A 13,802-nucleotide genomic window follows, 5' to 3' on the forward strand; every position below is an offset into this window, starting at 1 on the left:
GGGGTCAGAGTCGCTCGGGGGTCCGGATGCCGAGGAGGGCCATGCCCTGGTGGAGCGTCCGGGCGGTCAGGTCGCACAGGAACAGACGGTTCTCCACCTGCTCCGGGGTGTCCGCCTTCAGGACCGGGCACTCCGAGTAGAACGTCGTGTAGTGCGACGCCAGCTGGTACAGGTACGACGCCAGCTTGTGCGGCGCGAACTCCTCGGCCGTCTCCTGGAGCAGGTCGCCGAACGAGTCCAGGTGCAGACCGAGCGCACGCTCCGACGGCACGAGCGCCAGCTCCGGGTGGGCGGCCGGGCGGGCGTCGCCCGCCTTCCGCAGGATCGACTGGATGCGCGCGTACGCGTACTGCAGGTACACCGAGGTGTCGCCGTGCAGCGAGACCATCTGGTCCAGGTCGAACTTGTAGTCACGGGCGGCCGACGTGGACAGGTCCGCGTACTTCACCGCGCCGATGCCCACCTGGGTGCCCCGCTCGGCGATCTCCTCCTCGGACAGGTCCTGCGCCTTCTCGCGGACCACGGCGGACGCCCGCTCGATCGCCTCGTCCAGCAGGTCCACCAGCCGCACCGTCTCGCCCTCACGGGTCTTGAACGGCTTGCCGTCCTTGCCCAGGACCGTGCCGAAGGCCAGCTGGACGGCCTTCACGTCGTCGTTCAGCCAGCCCGCCCGGCGGGCCGTCTCGAACACCATCTTGAAGTGCAGCGACTGCCGCGCGTCCACCACGTACAGCAGCGTCGACGCGTTCAGCTTGCCCACCCGGTCGCGGATCGCCGACAGGTCCGTCGCCGCGTAGCCGAAGCCGCCGTCGGACTTCTGCACGATCAGCGGCGTCGGGTTGCCGTCCGGGCCCTTCACGTCGTCGAAGAACACGCACAGCGCGCCCTCCGAACGGACCGCCACGCCCGACTCCTCCAGGAGCGAGCAGGTCTCCTGGAGCATGTCGTTGTACCCGGACTCGCCGACCACGTCGGGGTCCCGGATGTCCATGTCGAGCTTCTCGAACACCGAGTAGAAGTAGATCTTCGACTCGTCCACGAACCGCTGCCACAGCGCCAGCGTCTCCGGGTCGCCGGCCTGCAGGTCCACCACCCGGGCCCGGGCCCGGGTCTTGAACTCCTCGTCCGCGTCGAACAGCGCGCGCGACGCCTTGTACAGCCGGTTCAGGTTGGACATGGCCTCCTCGCCGGAGACCTCCACGTCCGCGCCGTCCGCCTTGTGGTCCAGCTCGTGCGGGTGCTCGATCAGGTACTGGATCAGCATGCCGAACTGGGTGCCCCAGTCGCCGATGTGGTGACGCCGGACCACCGTCTCGCCGGTGAACTCCAGGATCTCCACCATCGCCGCGCCGATCACCGCCGACCGCAGGTGCCCGACGTGCATCTCCTTCGCCACGTTCGGCTGCGCGTAGTCGATCACCGTCGTGCCCGCCGACGGGTTGAACGGCACGCCGAGCCGGGCGTCGGCGGCGCGGGCCGCCAGGGTCCGCACGATGGCCGCGTCCGACACGGTGATGTTCAGGAAGCCGGGGCCGGACACCTCGATGTCGGCCAGCACGTCGTTCGCCGGGATGGCCGACACGACCTGCGTCGCCAGCTCACGCGGGTTGCCCTTCAGCCGCTTCGCGAGCGCCAGGATGCCGTTGGCCTGGAAATCGGCCCGGTCGCTTCGTCGCAGCAGCGGATCGGCGGTGCCGGCATCCGGCACGGCAGCCGAGAGACCCTCCGCGAGGCGCTGCTGAACGGTCGAAGCGAGGGAAGGGACCGAGGCCATGAGCTTCCGTTCCTGTTGTGTGGTGTCCGGGTGTTCCGGTGGTCTGTGTCGCCTGTCAAGTGTCCCATGGAGCGCAATCGGTTATGAGAGGGCTGTGGACAACCCGGGTGATCCGGGACGGCCCGCGACCACAGCCGGTACCGGACTGTGGACAACCTCGGAGCGCGTCCTTCCGTCTGGGACAATGACGGAGCAGAAGCTTCGAGAGAACCAAGGAAGAAGGACGAACCGACCGTGGCTCAGAGCAGCACCGAGACCGACTGGGTCTCCCGTTTCGCGGACGAGGTCATCGCCGAGTCGGAGCGACGTGCGCCTGGCAAACCGGTCGTCGTCGCCTCCGGACTCTCCCCCTCCGGCCCGATCCACCTCGGCAACCTCCGCGAGGTCATGACCCCGCACCTGGTCGCCGACGAGATCCGCCGCCGCGGCCACCAGGTCCGCCACCTCATCTCCTGGGACGACTACGACCGCTATCGCAAGGTGCCCAACGGTGTCGCGGGCGTCGACGAGAGCTGGGCCGAGCACATCGGCAAGCCCCTCACCGCCGTCCCCGCCCCGGCCGGCTCCCCGCACTCCAGCTGGGCCGAGCACTTCAAGGCCGCGATGACCCAGGCCCTGGCCGAGCTCGGCGTCGAGTACGACCCGATCAGCCAGACCGAGCAGTACACCACCGGCGTCTACCGCGAGCAGATCCTGCACGCCATGCGCCACCGCGGTGACATCGACGCCATCCTCGACCAGTACCGGACGAAGAAGGCCCCCAAGAAGCAGTCGCAGAAGCCCCTCGACGAGGCCGAGCTCGAAGCCGCCGAAGGCTCCGGCGCGGCGAGCGAGGACGACGGCTCGGGCTCCGGCTCCGGGTACTTCCCGTACAAGCCCTACTGCGGCCAGTGCGGCAAGGACCTCACCACCGTCACCGCCTACGACGACGACAGCACCGAGCTGAGCTACACCTGCACCAGCTGCGGCTTCGCCGAGACGGTCAAGCTCAGCGAGTTCAACCGCGGCAAGCTGGTGTGGAAGGTCGACTGGCCGATGCGCTGGGCGTACGAGGGCGTCATCTTCGAGCCCTCCGGCGTCGACCACTCCTCGCCCGGCTCCTCCTTCCAGGTCGGCGGCCAGATCGTCGGCATCTTCGACGGCGTCCAGCCGATCGGCCCGATGTACGCCTTCGTCGGCATCAGCGGCATGGCCAAGATGTCCTCCTCGCGCGGCGGCGTTCCCACCCCCGCCGACGCCCTGGAGATCATGGAGCCCCAGCTGCTCCGCTGGCTCTACGCCCGCCGCCGCCCCAACCAGTCGTTCAAGATCGCCTTCGACCAGGAGATCCAGCGGCTGTACGACGAGTGGGACAAGCTGGAGGCCAAGGTCGCCGACGGCACCGTGCTGCCCGCCGACGCCGCCGCCCACGCCCGTGCCGCCCGCACCGCAGAGGGCGAGCTGCCGCGCACCCCGCGCCCCCTGCCGTACCGCACCCTGGCGTCCGTCATGGACATCACCGCGGGCCACGACGAGCAGACCCTGCGCATCCTCACCGACCTCGACCCCGAGAACCCGGTGACCTCGCTCGACGAGGTGCGGCCGCGGCTCGACCGCGCCGAGAACTGGATCACCACCCAGGTCCCGGCCGACCAGCGCACCATCGTCCGCGAGGAGCCCGACACCGCGCTCCTCGGCTCGCTCGACGACGAGGGCCGCGAGTCCCTGCGCCTCCTCCTGGAGGGCCTGGACAGCCACTGGTCGCTCGACGGCCTGACGACCCTCGTCTACGGCGTCCCGAAGGTCATGGCCGGGCTCAGCCCCGAGGCCAAGCCCACCCCCGAGCTCAAGCTCGCCCAGCGCTCGTTCTTCGCGCTGCTCTACCAGCTGCTCGTCAGCCGCGAGACCGGCCCCCGGCTGCCCACCCTGCTCCTCGCCGTCGGCGCGGACCGGGTGCGCAAGCTCCTCGGCGCCTGACACGCCTCGTACGCGAACCGCCCTCCTCTGCATCCTTCGGAGGAGGGCGGTTTCCGTCGTACGCACGACGCGACGGGGCGCGGGGCGCGGGACCGTAAGCGTATGAAGAACGAAGCAATCGCCGTCATCGGCTGGATCGCCCTCGTCCAGGGCGCCCTCGGCTTCGCCGGACGCGTCTTCGGCGACGAGCCCTGGGGCCTGCTGCAGAAGTGGTGGGACATCCCCAACGCCGGATACATCGCCCTGTTCGCCGTGGGCGTCGTCCTCGCCTTCTGGGGCGAGGGCACCAAGGCCAAGGCCAAGTCCAAGGGCTGACCGGACCCAGGGGTCCTACGGGATGTGGTTCTCCGCCTCTTCCTGCTGGATCCGCTCCCGCAGCTGCGGCGCCAGCTGACGCAGCAGCGAGGTGCTGCGCGGGTGCTGCACCCCGTACATGTCCGCGAGCAGTATGTCGAGCTGCTCATTGCTCGGGAACGCCTGGTTCTCGTCCACGAACGTCCGCATCGCCTTGTACGCGACCTCCGTGAACTCGTCCACCGCCGGCTCCTGGGCCATGTACGGCTCGTCCACGTACTCCTCGTACTCCTCGAACCGCTGCTCCTGCGGCCCCGGCGTGGGCTGGTCCTCCGGCCCGTGCGGGATCGCCACCGGCATCGGCTCAAGACCGTCGACGATGTTCGGGTTGTAGCCGCCCTCGTAGCTGTCCGGGGTGACCTGGGTGGCGTCGAACCACGGGCTGTCGTGGTTGACCGGCTGCTGGGCCTCGGGGTGGAGCGGCTGCTGCGGGTGCGGACCCTGGGGCTGCTGGGGCTGCGCCTGTGTCTGGGGGTGGGGCTGGCCCTGCGCGGGCACCTGCGGGAACTGGCCCTGCGGGACCGGACCCTGCGGGATCTGGGTCTGCGGTATCTGGGCCTGGCCCTGGACCTGCTGGACCTGGGCGAGGGGGTGCGGGGCCCGCGTGAGCTCGGGGGCCGCGGGCGCGATCGGCGCCGCCGGGGCGACCTGGGCCACCGGGGCCATCGGGGCCGGAGGCAGCAGCGCCGGTTCCACCCCGGCCGCCGCCAGGCCCGCCGCGGCCGTCTCCGCCAGCGGAACGCCGTACTTCGCGAGCCGCAGCGGCATCAACGCCTCCACCGGCGCCTTCCGCCGCCACGCCCGCCCGAACCGGGCCTGCAGCCGCGCCTGGTAGATCAGCCGGTCCTGCTCCAGCTTGATCACCTGCTCGTACGACCGCAGCTCCCACAGCTTCATCCGCCGCCACAGCCGGAACGTCGGCACCGGGGACAACAGCCAACGCGTCAGCCGCACACCCTCCATGTGCTTGTCGGCCGTGATGTCCGCGATCCGTCCTACCGCGTGCCGCGCCGCCTCGACCGAGACCACGAACAGCACCGGGATCACCGCGTGCATGCCCACACCCAGCGGGTCCGGCCAGGCCGCCGCGCCGTTGAACGCGATCGTCGCCGCCGTCAGCAGCCACGCCGTCTGACGCAGCAACGGGAACGGGATCCGGATCCACGTGAGCAGCAGATCGAGCGCGAGGAGCACACAGATGCCCGCGTCGATGCCGATCGGGAAGAAGTACGCGAAGGTGCCGAAGCCCTTCTGGACGGCGAGCTCGCGCACCGCGGCGTACGAACCGGCGAAACCGATCCCCGCGATGATCACCGCACCCGCGACGACCAGACCGATGAGTATGCGGTGCGTCCGTGTCAGCTGCATCGCGGCCACCCGCGATCCCCTCCCGTCGTTCGACATCTCGCGGGCACAGACTGGCACATGCGCGCGGAGCCCGGCCCCCTGGGGAGGGACCGGGCTCCGGGCAAAACCGTGCGAACCGGCGTAAACCGCCGACCCGTCGTTACTTGTTCGCCGCCGCGACGGCCGCGACCGCCTCCTTGGCCGCCTTCACGGCGCCGTCCTGCACCGTCTTCGCCGACGGACCGTCAGCCCCCGCGTATCCGGCGCCGTTGTACGAGAGCAGCACCACCACGTTGCCGGTGCGCGCCACCACCGACGCGTACGTGAAGTCCTCGTCCGTCTTGCGCAGCCCGTACGTCACGACGTCGGCCTGGTCGCCCACGCCCGCCGCCTTCGACGTCACCGGCTTCTTCGCGCCCGGCGTCGCCTGGACCTTCGCCAGCTCCTTGGCGTAGTTGTCCGCGGCCCGCTCCTGGCCGCTGCCGAGCGTCGCGTCCGACTCGTACCGGTAGTACGACACATCGAGCCAGCGGTACTGCGAGCCCTTGGTGCCCTTGTCCTCGAGGCCGTTCCACGAGCAGCCGCCACGGCTCGCGGCGTCGCTCGAGTTCGCCTCGGTGCCGTTCTTGTTCTTCACCTTCGGCACCAGCGACTCGACCGTCTTCGCCGACACCGACGCGCAGATCTTCGGCAGCTTCGCGAACTTCGCCTGCTCGACCGCCTTCGTCGAAGGAGCCGCCGACGGGGTGGCCGACGCCGACGACGACGCCTTCGTCTTGTCCGTCGCGCCGGAGCCCTTGTCACCGGAATCCGAGCCGGACGAACAACCGGCGGCCACGAGCATCACCGGGACGGCGGCGCAGGCGAGTATGCGGGAAAGTCGCGGGGCAGATCGCTGCATGGTTCCTTCAGTCGCTTGTCGAACGGTCCGGGCGGCTGCGGTACGCGTGCCTCCGGGCTGCCGGACGCCGGACGACCGGCTGCCGACGGGCGGGGTACGCCGACACGTTACGTGGTCCCGCACCGCCCGCGGGTCCGCCCGCACCCGGCCGCCCGGCCGCTACTCCTCCAGACGCTCGGCGAGCAGCCGGGCCAGATTCCGGGCCTTTTCCTGCAGTTCCCTGCTGTCCGGCGGCTCCGTCGACGTCGTCGTCTGCTCCTCGTACGCCACCGTCACGATCACGTTCGATGTGCGGAACACCACGCTCACGAGACGCTTCGCGCCTGCCGGACCGGTCGCGACGAGCGCGTCGTCGACGAACGCGGCATCACCCAGACCCTCCAGGATCCGAGGCTCAAGACCCGTCCCCGAAGGCGTCCCCGAAGGGGCGCCGGGTGCCCCTGAAGGCGCGCCCGAAGCGGCGCCGGAGGCCGGCGGAGTGCCGACGACACCCGCGGCGCGGTGCGCCGCCTGCGGGGCCACCGGGCCGAGCGGCAGATGCCCGGTCAGCGGCGAACCCGCCGAGGCGCCGCGCGCGGCCGTCGTGGCCGCGGTGTCGGTGCCGGTGCCGGTGCCCGTGGGCGGTGTGGTCGCCGTCGCGGTGGCGGTGGGCGTCGCCGGGGGAGGGGTGGTCGGCGGCGGGGTCGTCGCGGGCGGCGGCGTCACGATGCCCGCGGCCGTCTGCTTGCGCCCGAACACCTCCTGCGCCCGGTCGTCGTCGCTCACCCCGGGGTCGTACGAGACGACCCGCTCGATGTCCAGGGTCAGCCGGTGCGTCGCGTCCGGCGCGTCGGCCTTCCACGCGCAGCCCACCCGCCGGTCGGTGTCGAAGGTGACCGCCGCCGTGCCGCGGTACGCCCGCTCCCGCTCCCCGTCCGGCAGCCCGGCGGCTCCCGGCAGCAGGTCCTTCAAGGTGGCCTGCGGCACCGCGCCGCACGGCTCGAAGAGCGTCCGGTAACGCCCGGGCGCCGCCGTGGTGGTGACCGGACCGGCCTTGGCGTCGACGGTGGCGGTGTGCTCCGCCGATCCGGCGGAACAGCCGGTCAGACCGACCCCGAGGCCCAGGGCGAGCACGACCCCGGACAGTCCCACGACCCGGGGCCGCCCCGGCGCGCGACCCGGTCCGTACGCCTTGCGCTGCACGATCCCAGGCTCCCTTCTGCCGGGGGATGACCCCGAAAACTGTTTGCCGCTCCGCACGGGGCGGTGGACACAATGTCTATCGCAAGCGCAGCCGTCGATGCCGGTCCGATGTCACCTGTACGGGCTTTGGTTCCGGTTTTTGCGTTATTTGCTTTATCAGGCTTTTCGGGGGAATCGAGGAAGTATGTCGTACGTGGAAGTGCCGGGCGCGAAGGTGCCCATCAGGATGTGGACGGATCCGGGCTCGGTCGACGACGGCGCGATGCGCCAGCTGCAGAACACGGCGACGCTGCCCTGGATCAAGGGCCTCGCCGTGATGCCGGACGTCCACTACGGCAAGGGTGCGACCGTCGGCTCGGTCATCGCGATGCGGGACGCGGTCTGTCCGGCGGCGGTGGGCGTGGACATCGGCTGCGGCATGTCGGCGGTGAAGACCTCGCTGACGGCGGGCGACCTTCCGGGCGATCTCTCCCGGCTGCGGTCCAAGATCGAGCAGGCCATCCCGGTGGGCCGTGGGATGCACCGTTCGGAGGTGGACCCGGCGCGGCTGTTCCAGTTCCCGACCGCGGGGTGGGGGCAGTTCTGGGAGCGGTTCGACACGGTGGCCGATTCGGTGAAGTTCCGCCGGGAGCGGGCCGCGTTGCAGATGGGGACGCTCGGCGCGGGCAACCACTTTGTGGAAGTTTGCATCGATACGTCCGATTCGGTGTGGCTCATGCTGCACTCCGGTTCCCGGAACATCGGCAAGGAGCTGGCCGAACACCACATCGGTGTGGCGCAGAAGCTGCCGCACAACCAGGGCCTGATCGACCGCGATCTCGCGGTCTTCGTCGCGGACACCCCGCAGATGGCGGCCTACCGCAACGACCTGTTCTGGGCGCAGGAGTACGCCAAGAACAATCGCGCGATCATGATGGCGCTGCTCCAGGAGGTCGTCCGCAAGGAGTTCCGGAAGGCCAAGGTCGGCTTCGACCAGGTGATCTCGTGCCACCACAACTACGTGGCGGAGGAACGGTACGAGGGCATGGACATGCTGGTCACGCGCAAGGGCGCGATCCGGGCCGGTTCCGGCGAGTTCGGCATCATCCCGGGTTCGATGGGCACCGGTTCGTACATCGTGAAGGGCCTCGGCAACGCGGCCTCCTTCAACTCGGCCTCGCACGGTGCGGGCCGCCGGATGAGCCGGAGCGCGGCGAAGCGGCGCTTCAGCACCCGGGACCTGGAGGATCAGACGCGGGGTGTGGAGTGCCGCAAGGACTCCGGTGTCGTCGACGAGATCCCCGGTGCCTACAAGCCGATCGAGCAGGTGCTGGAGCAGCAGCGGGACCTGGTCGAGGTGGTCGCGAAGCTGAAGCAGGTCATCTGCGTCAAGGGGTGAGCCGCGGGACGCGCGTGGAGGGGCCGATGCCAGGCATCGGCCCCTCCACGCGCGTGCGGCGGGTCAGAGCTCGCGGTGGACCTTGGTGTTGGACGCCTGGGCGCGGGGGCGGACGACCAGGAGGTCGATGTTGACGTGCGGGGGGCGGGTGCAGGCCCAGGTGATGGTGTCGGCGACGTCGTCGGCGGTGAGGGGTTCGGCCACGCCCGCGTAGACCTTGGCGGCCTTCTCGGTGTCGCCGCGGAAGCGGGTGGTGGCGAACTCCTCGGTCCTGACCATGCCGGGGGCGATCTCGATGACGCGGACCGGGGTGCCGACGATCTCCAGGCGGAGGGTCTCGGCGAGGACGCGGGCGCCGTTCTTGGCGGCGACGTAGCCCGCGCCCCCCTCGTAGGTGGCGTGGGCGGCGGTGGAGGAGAGCACGACGACCGTGCCGTCGCCGCTCGCGGTGAGGGCGGGCAGCAGGGCCTGGGTGAGGTTGAGCGTGCCGATGACGTTGACCTCGAACATCTGGCGCCAGTCGGCGGGGTCGCCGGTGGCGACCGGGTCGGCGCCGAGTGCGCCGCCCGCGTTGTTGACGAGGACGGCGAGGGTGCGGAACGCGGTGGCGAACTCGTCGACGGCGGCGCGGTCGGTGACGTCGAGGGCGTAGGCGGTGGCCTGGTGCCCGGCGTCGGTGAGCTCGGCGGCGAGGGCTTCGATGCGGTCCTTGCGGCGGGCGGTGAGGACGACGCGGTAGCCCGCCGCGGCGAGCTGTCGCGCGGTCGCGGCGCCGATGCCGCTGCTCGCTCCGGTGACGACGGCGATGGGCTTGCCGGGTGCGGTGGCGGCGGCGGTCATGGGGGTGCTCCTCGGGCTCGGTGTGGTGGTCAGCATAGGTCGGCGGGGGTCAGTGGCCCCGGGGGGCGTACATGATGAGGGCCACTCCGGCGAGGCAGACCAGGGCGCCGGTGATGTCCCAGCGGTCGGGGCGGTAGCCGTCGGCGGCCATGCCCCAGGCGAGGGACCCGGCGACGAAGACGCCGCCGTAGGCGGCGAGGATGCGGCCGAACTCGGCGTCGGGCTGGAGGGTGGCGACGAAGCCGTAGAGGCCGAGGGCGACGACTCCGGTGCCGATCCAGAGCCAGCCGCGGTGTTCGCGGACGCCCTGCCAGACGAGCCAGGCGCCGCCGATCTCCAGGAGGGCGGCGACGAGGAAGAGGGCGATGGAGCGGGCGATCGACATGGGATCAGTCAAACAGGGGCCGGTCGGACGGCGAGCGGTCGGACGTGGGAGCGGTCGGGCATTCGGGTGGCCGGACATTCGGGTGGCCGGGGGACACGCTGCTGACGGATCATCAGAATATATGGAACATATGGGTATCTTTCGGGCCATGAGTGCGATGCGCAAGGCTGTGCTCGGGGTGGCTCTGGCCACCGCCGTGCTGACCGGTACGGGGGCGGCGGCCGCCGCGCCCCCGGAGGCGGACCTCGCCCACCACGGGCATGTCTCGCTCTGGGCCGGCCGGGTCGGGGTCTGGCTGGTCAGCGAGAACCACGGGCCGACGGACGTCTCCCAGGCCACCGTGCGGCTGGCGTTCTCGGAGCCGATGGCGGGCGGCCAGGAGCTGCCGCCGGCCTGTCTGTGGAGCAGCGACCGGGTGGTCTCGTGCCGGACGGGCACGCTGCGGGCGGCGGGCGCGGCGGACGAGCTGGCCCTTGACCTGCGGACGGCGGGGCGCCCGGACGAGCTGACGGTGGACATCCGGACGGTCTGGCGGGACGGGGTGACGGACCGCAACCCGCGCAACGACCGCCATCGGGTGCTGGTCCTGGCGACGGGCGACCCGTATGTGTTCTGACGTGGTCCGGCGGTTTCGGCCGGACCACCGAGTTCGCCGAGTTCGCCGCGTTCGCCGATGACCGTGTGACACTCGAACAGTGATTGTCGAACGTGCGTACGCCCATGTCGCCTCCTATGACGAGGGCGTCTGGCCCTGGTCGGTGCCGTGCGTGCGCCAGCTGATGGACGAGGGGCTGCGCTTCACCGCGCCCGTCACCTTCCTGGTCGGCGAGAACGGCTCCGGCAAGTCCACCCTGGTCGAGGCGCTCGCCGAGGGCTTCGGCCTCGACTCCTACGGCGGCTCGCACGACTGGCGCTACGCCACCTCCCGCGGCAAGTCGGTGCTCGGCGAGCGGATCCGCTTCGACGCGGCACCGCGCGGGCGCCGGATGCTGGGCAGCCGGGCGGCCCGCAAGGGCTTCTTCCTGCGGGCCGAGACGGCGCTCGACGCGCTGGACCGGGAGGGCTTCGCGCCCGACGAGGTCAGTCATGGCGAGGGCTTCCTCGCGGCGTTCCGGGAGAAGTTCCTGCAGCCGGGGCTCTACGTCATGGACGAGCCCGAAGCGGCGCTCTCCTTCACCTCCTGTCTGGAGCTGATCGGGCATGTGGACCAGCTGGTGAAACGGGGCGGGCAGGTCGTCTGCGCGACCCACTCGCCGCTGCTCACCGCGCTGCCGGGCGCCGACATCCTGGAGGTCGGCGAGCACGGGATGCGCCGGGTGTCCTGGGCCGAGCTCGGCGTGGTCGACCACTGGCGGCGCTATCTGGCCGACCCCCGCGCCTATCTGCGGCACGTCCTCGACGACTGACCCTCCCGTGGCCCCCGGGGCCGCCCCGCCCGGCGGCCCTCGACGGCCCCTCAGGCCGAGTAGCCGTCCGGGCGGACGAGCAGCACCTCGCGGCGGGCCGGGTTCGCCCAGGTCGCCCGTATCACCCGGGTGTCCGCGACCGGTGCCGTACGGGGCACGGCCGGGGCGGTGCCCTCGGGCGCGATCAGGACCCAGTCGCCCGCCCGCAGCAGCTCGTACAGCCGCCCCTCGCGCAGCTTCACGTCCGGGACCCGGCGGGCGCCGGAGCCGTAACCGATGCCGATGCCGCTGACCTGCCCGAGGGTGCGGTCGGCGACCGGCCCGATGGCGCCGAGGGCCCGGGCGGCGAGGGCCCGGGCGGCCCGCTGGAGCGGGGTGCGGGCCATCGCGAGCCGGACCATGGCACCGCTGCTGCGCAGCACCGCGCGGCCGACGGGGTGGCGCTCGGCCTGGTAGCCGTCGAGCAGGGCCTCGGGGTCGGGGGCCTCGCCGCGCAGCACCGAGGTGAGCCGCCAGGACAGGTTGGCGGCGTCCTGGAGGCCGGTGTTCATCCCCTGACCGCCCGCGGGGGAGTGGACGTGCGCCGCGTCCCCGGCGAGGAACACCCGGCCCGAGCGGTAGGCGGGTGCCTGCCGCTCGTCGCTGTGGAAGCGGGACAGCCAGCGGGCGTCGTGCATGCCGAGGTCACCGCCGAACGTGCCGCGGGTGATCGCCCGGACCTCGTCGAGGCCGACCGGCTCGTCGTCGGGCACCTGCCGGGTGCGGTCCCACCCCATCACCCGGTACCAGCCGTCGCCGAACGGCACGACGAAGGCGAACGTTCGCTCGTTCGCGGCGACCGCCGGAAGATCGGGCGGCGCGTCCCGCAGGCGCACATCGGCCAGCACGATCGAGCGGATCACCGAGCCGCCGGGGAACGGCAGCCCGATCGCGCTCCGCACGGCGCTGCGGGCGCCGTCCGCCCCGACCAGGTACCGGGCGGTGAGGGTGCCGGGGCGGCCGTCCGGTCCGGTCAGCTCGGCCGTGACCGCCCCGGCGTCCTGGCGCAGACCGCGCAGCTCCGTCCCGTACCGGAAATCCACACCTGTGGACAGCGCCCGCCGGTCGAGCAGCCGCTCCACCTCGTACTGCGGGGTGATCAGCAGGTACGGGAAGCGGGACGGCAGCCGGGAGAGGTCGAGCGCGGCGCTGCCGAAGATCCGCAGGGCGCCGATCCGGGTCCCGGTGGCGACCAGCTCGTCGGCGAGGCCGCGGGCGTCGAGCTGCTCCAGGGTGCGGGCGTGGACGCCGAAGGCGCGGGTGAGGTTGGACCGCCCCTCCGGCCTGCGCTCGACCACGGTGACCCGCAGCCCGGCGGCGGCCAGGTCGCCGGCGAGCAGCAGCCCGGTGGGCCCGGCGCCGATCACGAGGACATCGGCGTCCGTGCCAGGGTCGCCGGATCCCTTACGCCCGTCCGCTCCGCCCGATCCGTGCGTCCCGCCCGTCCCGCTCGATCCCGTGGTGCTCATCACTGCCTCCCCGAAGCCGCACAACGACCTTCGACCGTCGGTCAACGCTTGTTGGCCTACGCTTGTTGGCAAATGTAGGGCCACCCCGCCGATGTTGTCAACGCCCGTTGGCCTACACTCGTTGACATGACGACCGCCCGCCGCTCCGACGCCACCCGCGCCGCGATCCTCGACGCCGCCCGCGAGCGCTTCGCCGCCGACGGCTACGAGCGCGCCACCATCCGCGCCATCGCCCGCGACGCCGGGATCGACCCGTCGATGGTCATGCGGTACTACGGCAACAAGGAGGGCCTGTTCGCCGCCGCCACCACCTACGAGCTGGAGCTCCCCGCGCTCGGCGGACTGCCCGCGCGGCACGTCGGCGCCGCGCTCGTCACCCACTTCCTGGAGCGCTGGGAGCGCGACGACGTGCTGACCGGCCTGCTGCGGGTCGCTGTCACCAACGAGGCGGGGGCCGAGCGGATGCGGCAGCTCTTCACCGACCAGCTGCTGCCGGTCGCCGCCGGGGTCTGCCCCGACCCCGCCGACGCGCCCCGCCGCGCCGGGCTCGCCGCCTCCCAGATACTCGGCATGGCGCTCACCCGCTACATCGTGGCCCTCGGGCCCGTGGCCGGGATGACCCGCGAGGAGATCGTGGCCTGGCTCGGCCCGACCGTCCAGCGGTATCTGACCGCCGAGGCCCCCTGAGGCCCCTGAGACTCCCTGACCCCCGAGACTCCCTGACCCCCGAGACTCCCTGAGGCCCCGAGACCTCTGATCCGTACACTCTCT

Annotated in this window: 13 protein-coding genes; 6 read left to right on the top strand and 7 right to left on the bottom strand. The window is 71.7% G+C overall.

What is annotated here, in order from left to right:
* Positions 1 to 4: 4 nt before the first annotated feature.
* Complete coding sequence (gene argS, locus ACIPXM_RS16250; RefSeq protein ID WP_401655585.1) at positions 5 to 1,774, bottom strand: arginine--tRNA ligase; 1,770 nt, start codon at positions 1,772 to 1,774, stop codon at positions 5 to 7.
* 234 nt (positions 1,775 to 2,008) lie between these two features.
* On the opposite strand from argS, the gene lysS reads away from it, so the two are divergent.
* Positions 2,009 to 3,730, top strand: coding sequence for a lysine--tRNA ligase (gene lysS, locus ACIPXM_RS16255; RefSeq protein ID WP_401655586.1), 1,722 nt, complete (start codon positions 2,009 to 2,011; stop codon positions 3,728 to 3,730).
* 102 nt (positions 3,731 to 3,832) lie between these two features.
* Positions 3,833 to 4,045 carry a hypothetical protein gene (locus ACIPXM_RS16260; protein WP_401655587.1) on the top strand — a complete coding sequence of 71 codons (213 nt, stop codon included), beginning with the start codon at positions 3,833 to 3,835 and terminating at the stop codon, positions 4,043 to 4,045.
* A gap of 15 nt (positions 4,046 to 4,060) precedes the next feature.
* Here ACIPXM_RS16260 and ACIPXM_RS16265 read toward each other — a convergent pair whose 3' ends face one another.
* The 3 genes from ACIPXM_RS16265 to ACIPXM_RS16275 form a co-directional block, all read right to left on the bottom strand.
* Entirely contained in the window at positions 4,061 to 5,452 is a 1,392-nt protein-coding gene (locus ACIPXM_RS16265; protein ID WP_401655588.1) for a DUF2637 domain-containing protein, read from the bottom strand.
* A 139-nt stretch (positions 5,453 to 5,591) separates the two neighbouring features.
* Complete coding sequence (locus tag ACIPXM_RS16270; protein ID WP_401655589.1) at positions 5,592 to 6,332, bottom strand: DUF3558 domain-containing protein; 741 nt, start codon at positions 6,330 to 6,332, stop codon at positions 5,592 to 5,594.
* Between the two features lie 159 nt (positions 6,333 to 6,491).
* Complete coding sequence (locus ACIPXM_RS16275; RefSeq protein WP_401655591.1) at positions 6,492 to 7,514, bottom strand: DUF3558 domain-containing protein; 1,023 nt, start codon at positions 7,512 to 7,514, stop codon at positions 6,492 to 6,494.
* Between the two features lie 184 nt (positions 7,515 to 7,698).
* Between ACIPXM_RS16275 and ACIPXM_RS16280 the strand changes: the two genes are divergently transcribed.
* Complete coding sequence (locus tag ACIPXM_RS16280) at positions 7,699 to 8,892, top strand: RtcB family protein (protein WP_401655593.1); 1,194 nt, start codon at positions 7,699 to 7,701, stop codon at positions 8,890 to 8,892.
* A gap of 63 nt (positions 8,893 to 8,955) precedes the next feature.
* Here the strand turns inward: ACIPXM_RS16280 and ACIPXM_RS16285 are convergent, their stop codons facing one another.
* Together ACIPXM_RS16285 and ACIPXM_RS16290 are read right to left on the bottom strand one after the other, a co-directional pair.
* Positions 8,956 to 9,732 (bottom strand): SDR family NAD(P)-dependent oxidoreductase, encoded by a 777-nt coding sequence (locus ACIPXM_RS16285; protein WP_401655594.1) that lies wholly within the window; start codon positions 9,730 to 9,732, stop codon positions 8,956 to 8,958.
* 49 nt (positions 9,733 to 9,781) lie between these two features.
* The gene (locus tag ACIPXM_RS16290; RefSeq protein WP_401655595.1) at positions 9,782 to 10,117 is read right to left on the bottom strand and encodes a YnfA family protein; all 336 of its coding nucleotides are present in this window, start codon (positions 10,115 to 10,117) and stop codon (positions 9,782 to 9,784) included.
* Between the two features lie 148 nt (positions 10,118 to 10,265).
* Here ACIPXM_RS16290 and ACIPXM_RS16295 point away from each other — a divergent pair, with 148 nt between their 5' ends.
* Both ACIPXM_RS16295 and ACIPXM_RS16300 read left to right on the top strand, forming a co-directional pair.
* Positions 10,266 to 10,733 (top strand): hypothetical protein, encoded by a 468-nt coding sequence (locus ACIPXM_RS16295; RefSeq protein ID WP_401655596.1) that lies wholly within the window; start codon positions 10,266 to 10,268, stop codon positions 10,731 to 10,733.
* 79 nt (positions 10,734 to 10,812) lie between these two features.
* Entirely contained in the window at positions 10,813 to 11,523 is a 711-nt protein-coding gene (locus ACIPXM_RS16300) for an AAA family ATPase (RefSeq protein WP_401655597.1), read from the top strand.
* 50 nt (positions 11,524 to 11,573) lie between these two features.
* Here the strand turns inward: ACIPXM_RS16300 and ACIPXM_RS16305 are convergent, their stop codons facing one another.
* Positions 11,574 to 13,031 carry an FAD-dependent oxidoreductase gene (locus ACIPXM_RS16305; protein ID WP_401655598.1) on the bottom strand — a complete coding sequence of 486 codons (1,458 nt, stop codon included), beginning with the start codon at positions 13,029 to 13,031 and terminating at the stop codon, positions 11,574 to 11,576.
* A gap of 126 nt (positions 13,032 to 13,157) precedes the next feature.
* On the opposite strand from ACIPXM_RS16305, the gene ACIPXM_RS16310 reads away from it, so the two are divergent.
* Positions 13,158 to 13,718 carry a TetR family transcriptional regulator gene (locus tag ACIPXM_RS16310; protein ID WP_401655599.1) on the top strand — a complete coding sequence of 187 codons (561 nt, stop codon included), beginning with the start codon at positions 13,158 to 13,160 and terminating at the stop codon, positions 13,716 to 13,718.
* Positions 13,719 to 13,802 lie beyond the last annotated feature (84 nt).

Origin of the sequence: Streptomyces sp. NPDC090025, assembly GCF_044748125.1 — a bacterium.
Lineage (GTDB): Bacteria > Actinomycetota > Actinomycetes > Streptomycetales > Streptomycetaceae > Streptomyces.

What these genes read in the sequence shown, in the direction of transcription:
- argS (WP_401655585.1), bottom strand. Translation starts at nt 1,774, where the DNA reads ATGGCCTCGGTCCCTTCCCTCGCTTCGACCGTTCAGCAGCGCCTCGCG.
- ACIPXM_RS16260 (WP_401655587.1), top strand. Translation starts at nt 3,833, where the DNA reads ATGAAGAACGAAGCAATCGCCGTCATCGGCTGGATCGCCCTCGTCCAG.
- ACIPXM_RS16265 (WP_401655588.1), bottom strand. Translation starts at nt 5,452, where the DNA reads ATGCAGCTGACACGGACGCACCGCATACTCATCGGTCTGGTCGTCGCG.
- ACIPXM_RS16270 (WP_401655589.1), bottom strand. Translation starts at nt 6,332, where the DNA reads ATGCAGCGATCTGCCCCGCGACTTTCCCGCATACTCGCCTGCGCCGCC.
- ACIPXM_RS16280 (WP_401655593.1), top strand. Translation starts at nt 7,699, where the DNA reads ATGTCGTACGTGGAAGTGCCGGGCGCGAAGGTGCCCATCAGGATGTGG.
- ACIPXM_RS16285 (WP_401655594.1), bottom strand. Translation starts at nt 9,732, where the DNA reads ATGACCGCCGCCGCCACCGCACCCGGCAAGCCCATCGCCGTCGTCACC.
- ACIPXM_RS16290 (WP_401655595.1), bottom strand. Translation starts at nt 10,117, where the DNA reads ATGTCGATCGCCCGCTCCATCGCCCTCTTCCTCGTCGCCGCCCTCCTG.
- ACIPXM_RS16295 (WP_401655596.1), top strand. Translation starts at nt 10,266, where the DNA reads ATGAGTGCGATGCGCAAGGCTGTGCTCGGGGTGGCTCTGGCCACCGCC.
- ACIPXM_RS16305 (WP_401655598.1), bottom strand. Translation starts at nt 13,031, where the DNA reads ATGAGCACCACGGGATCGAGCGGGACGGGCGGGACGCACGGATCGGGC.
- ACIPXM_RS16310 (WP_401655599.1), top strand. Translation starts at nt 13,158, where the DNA reads ATGACGACCGCCCGCCGCTCCGACGCCACCCGCGCCGCGATCCTCGAC.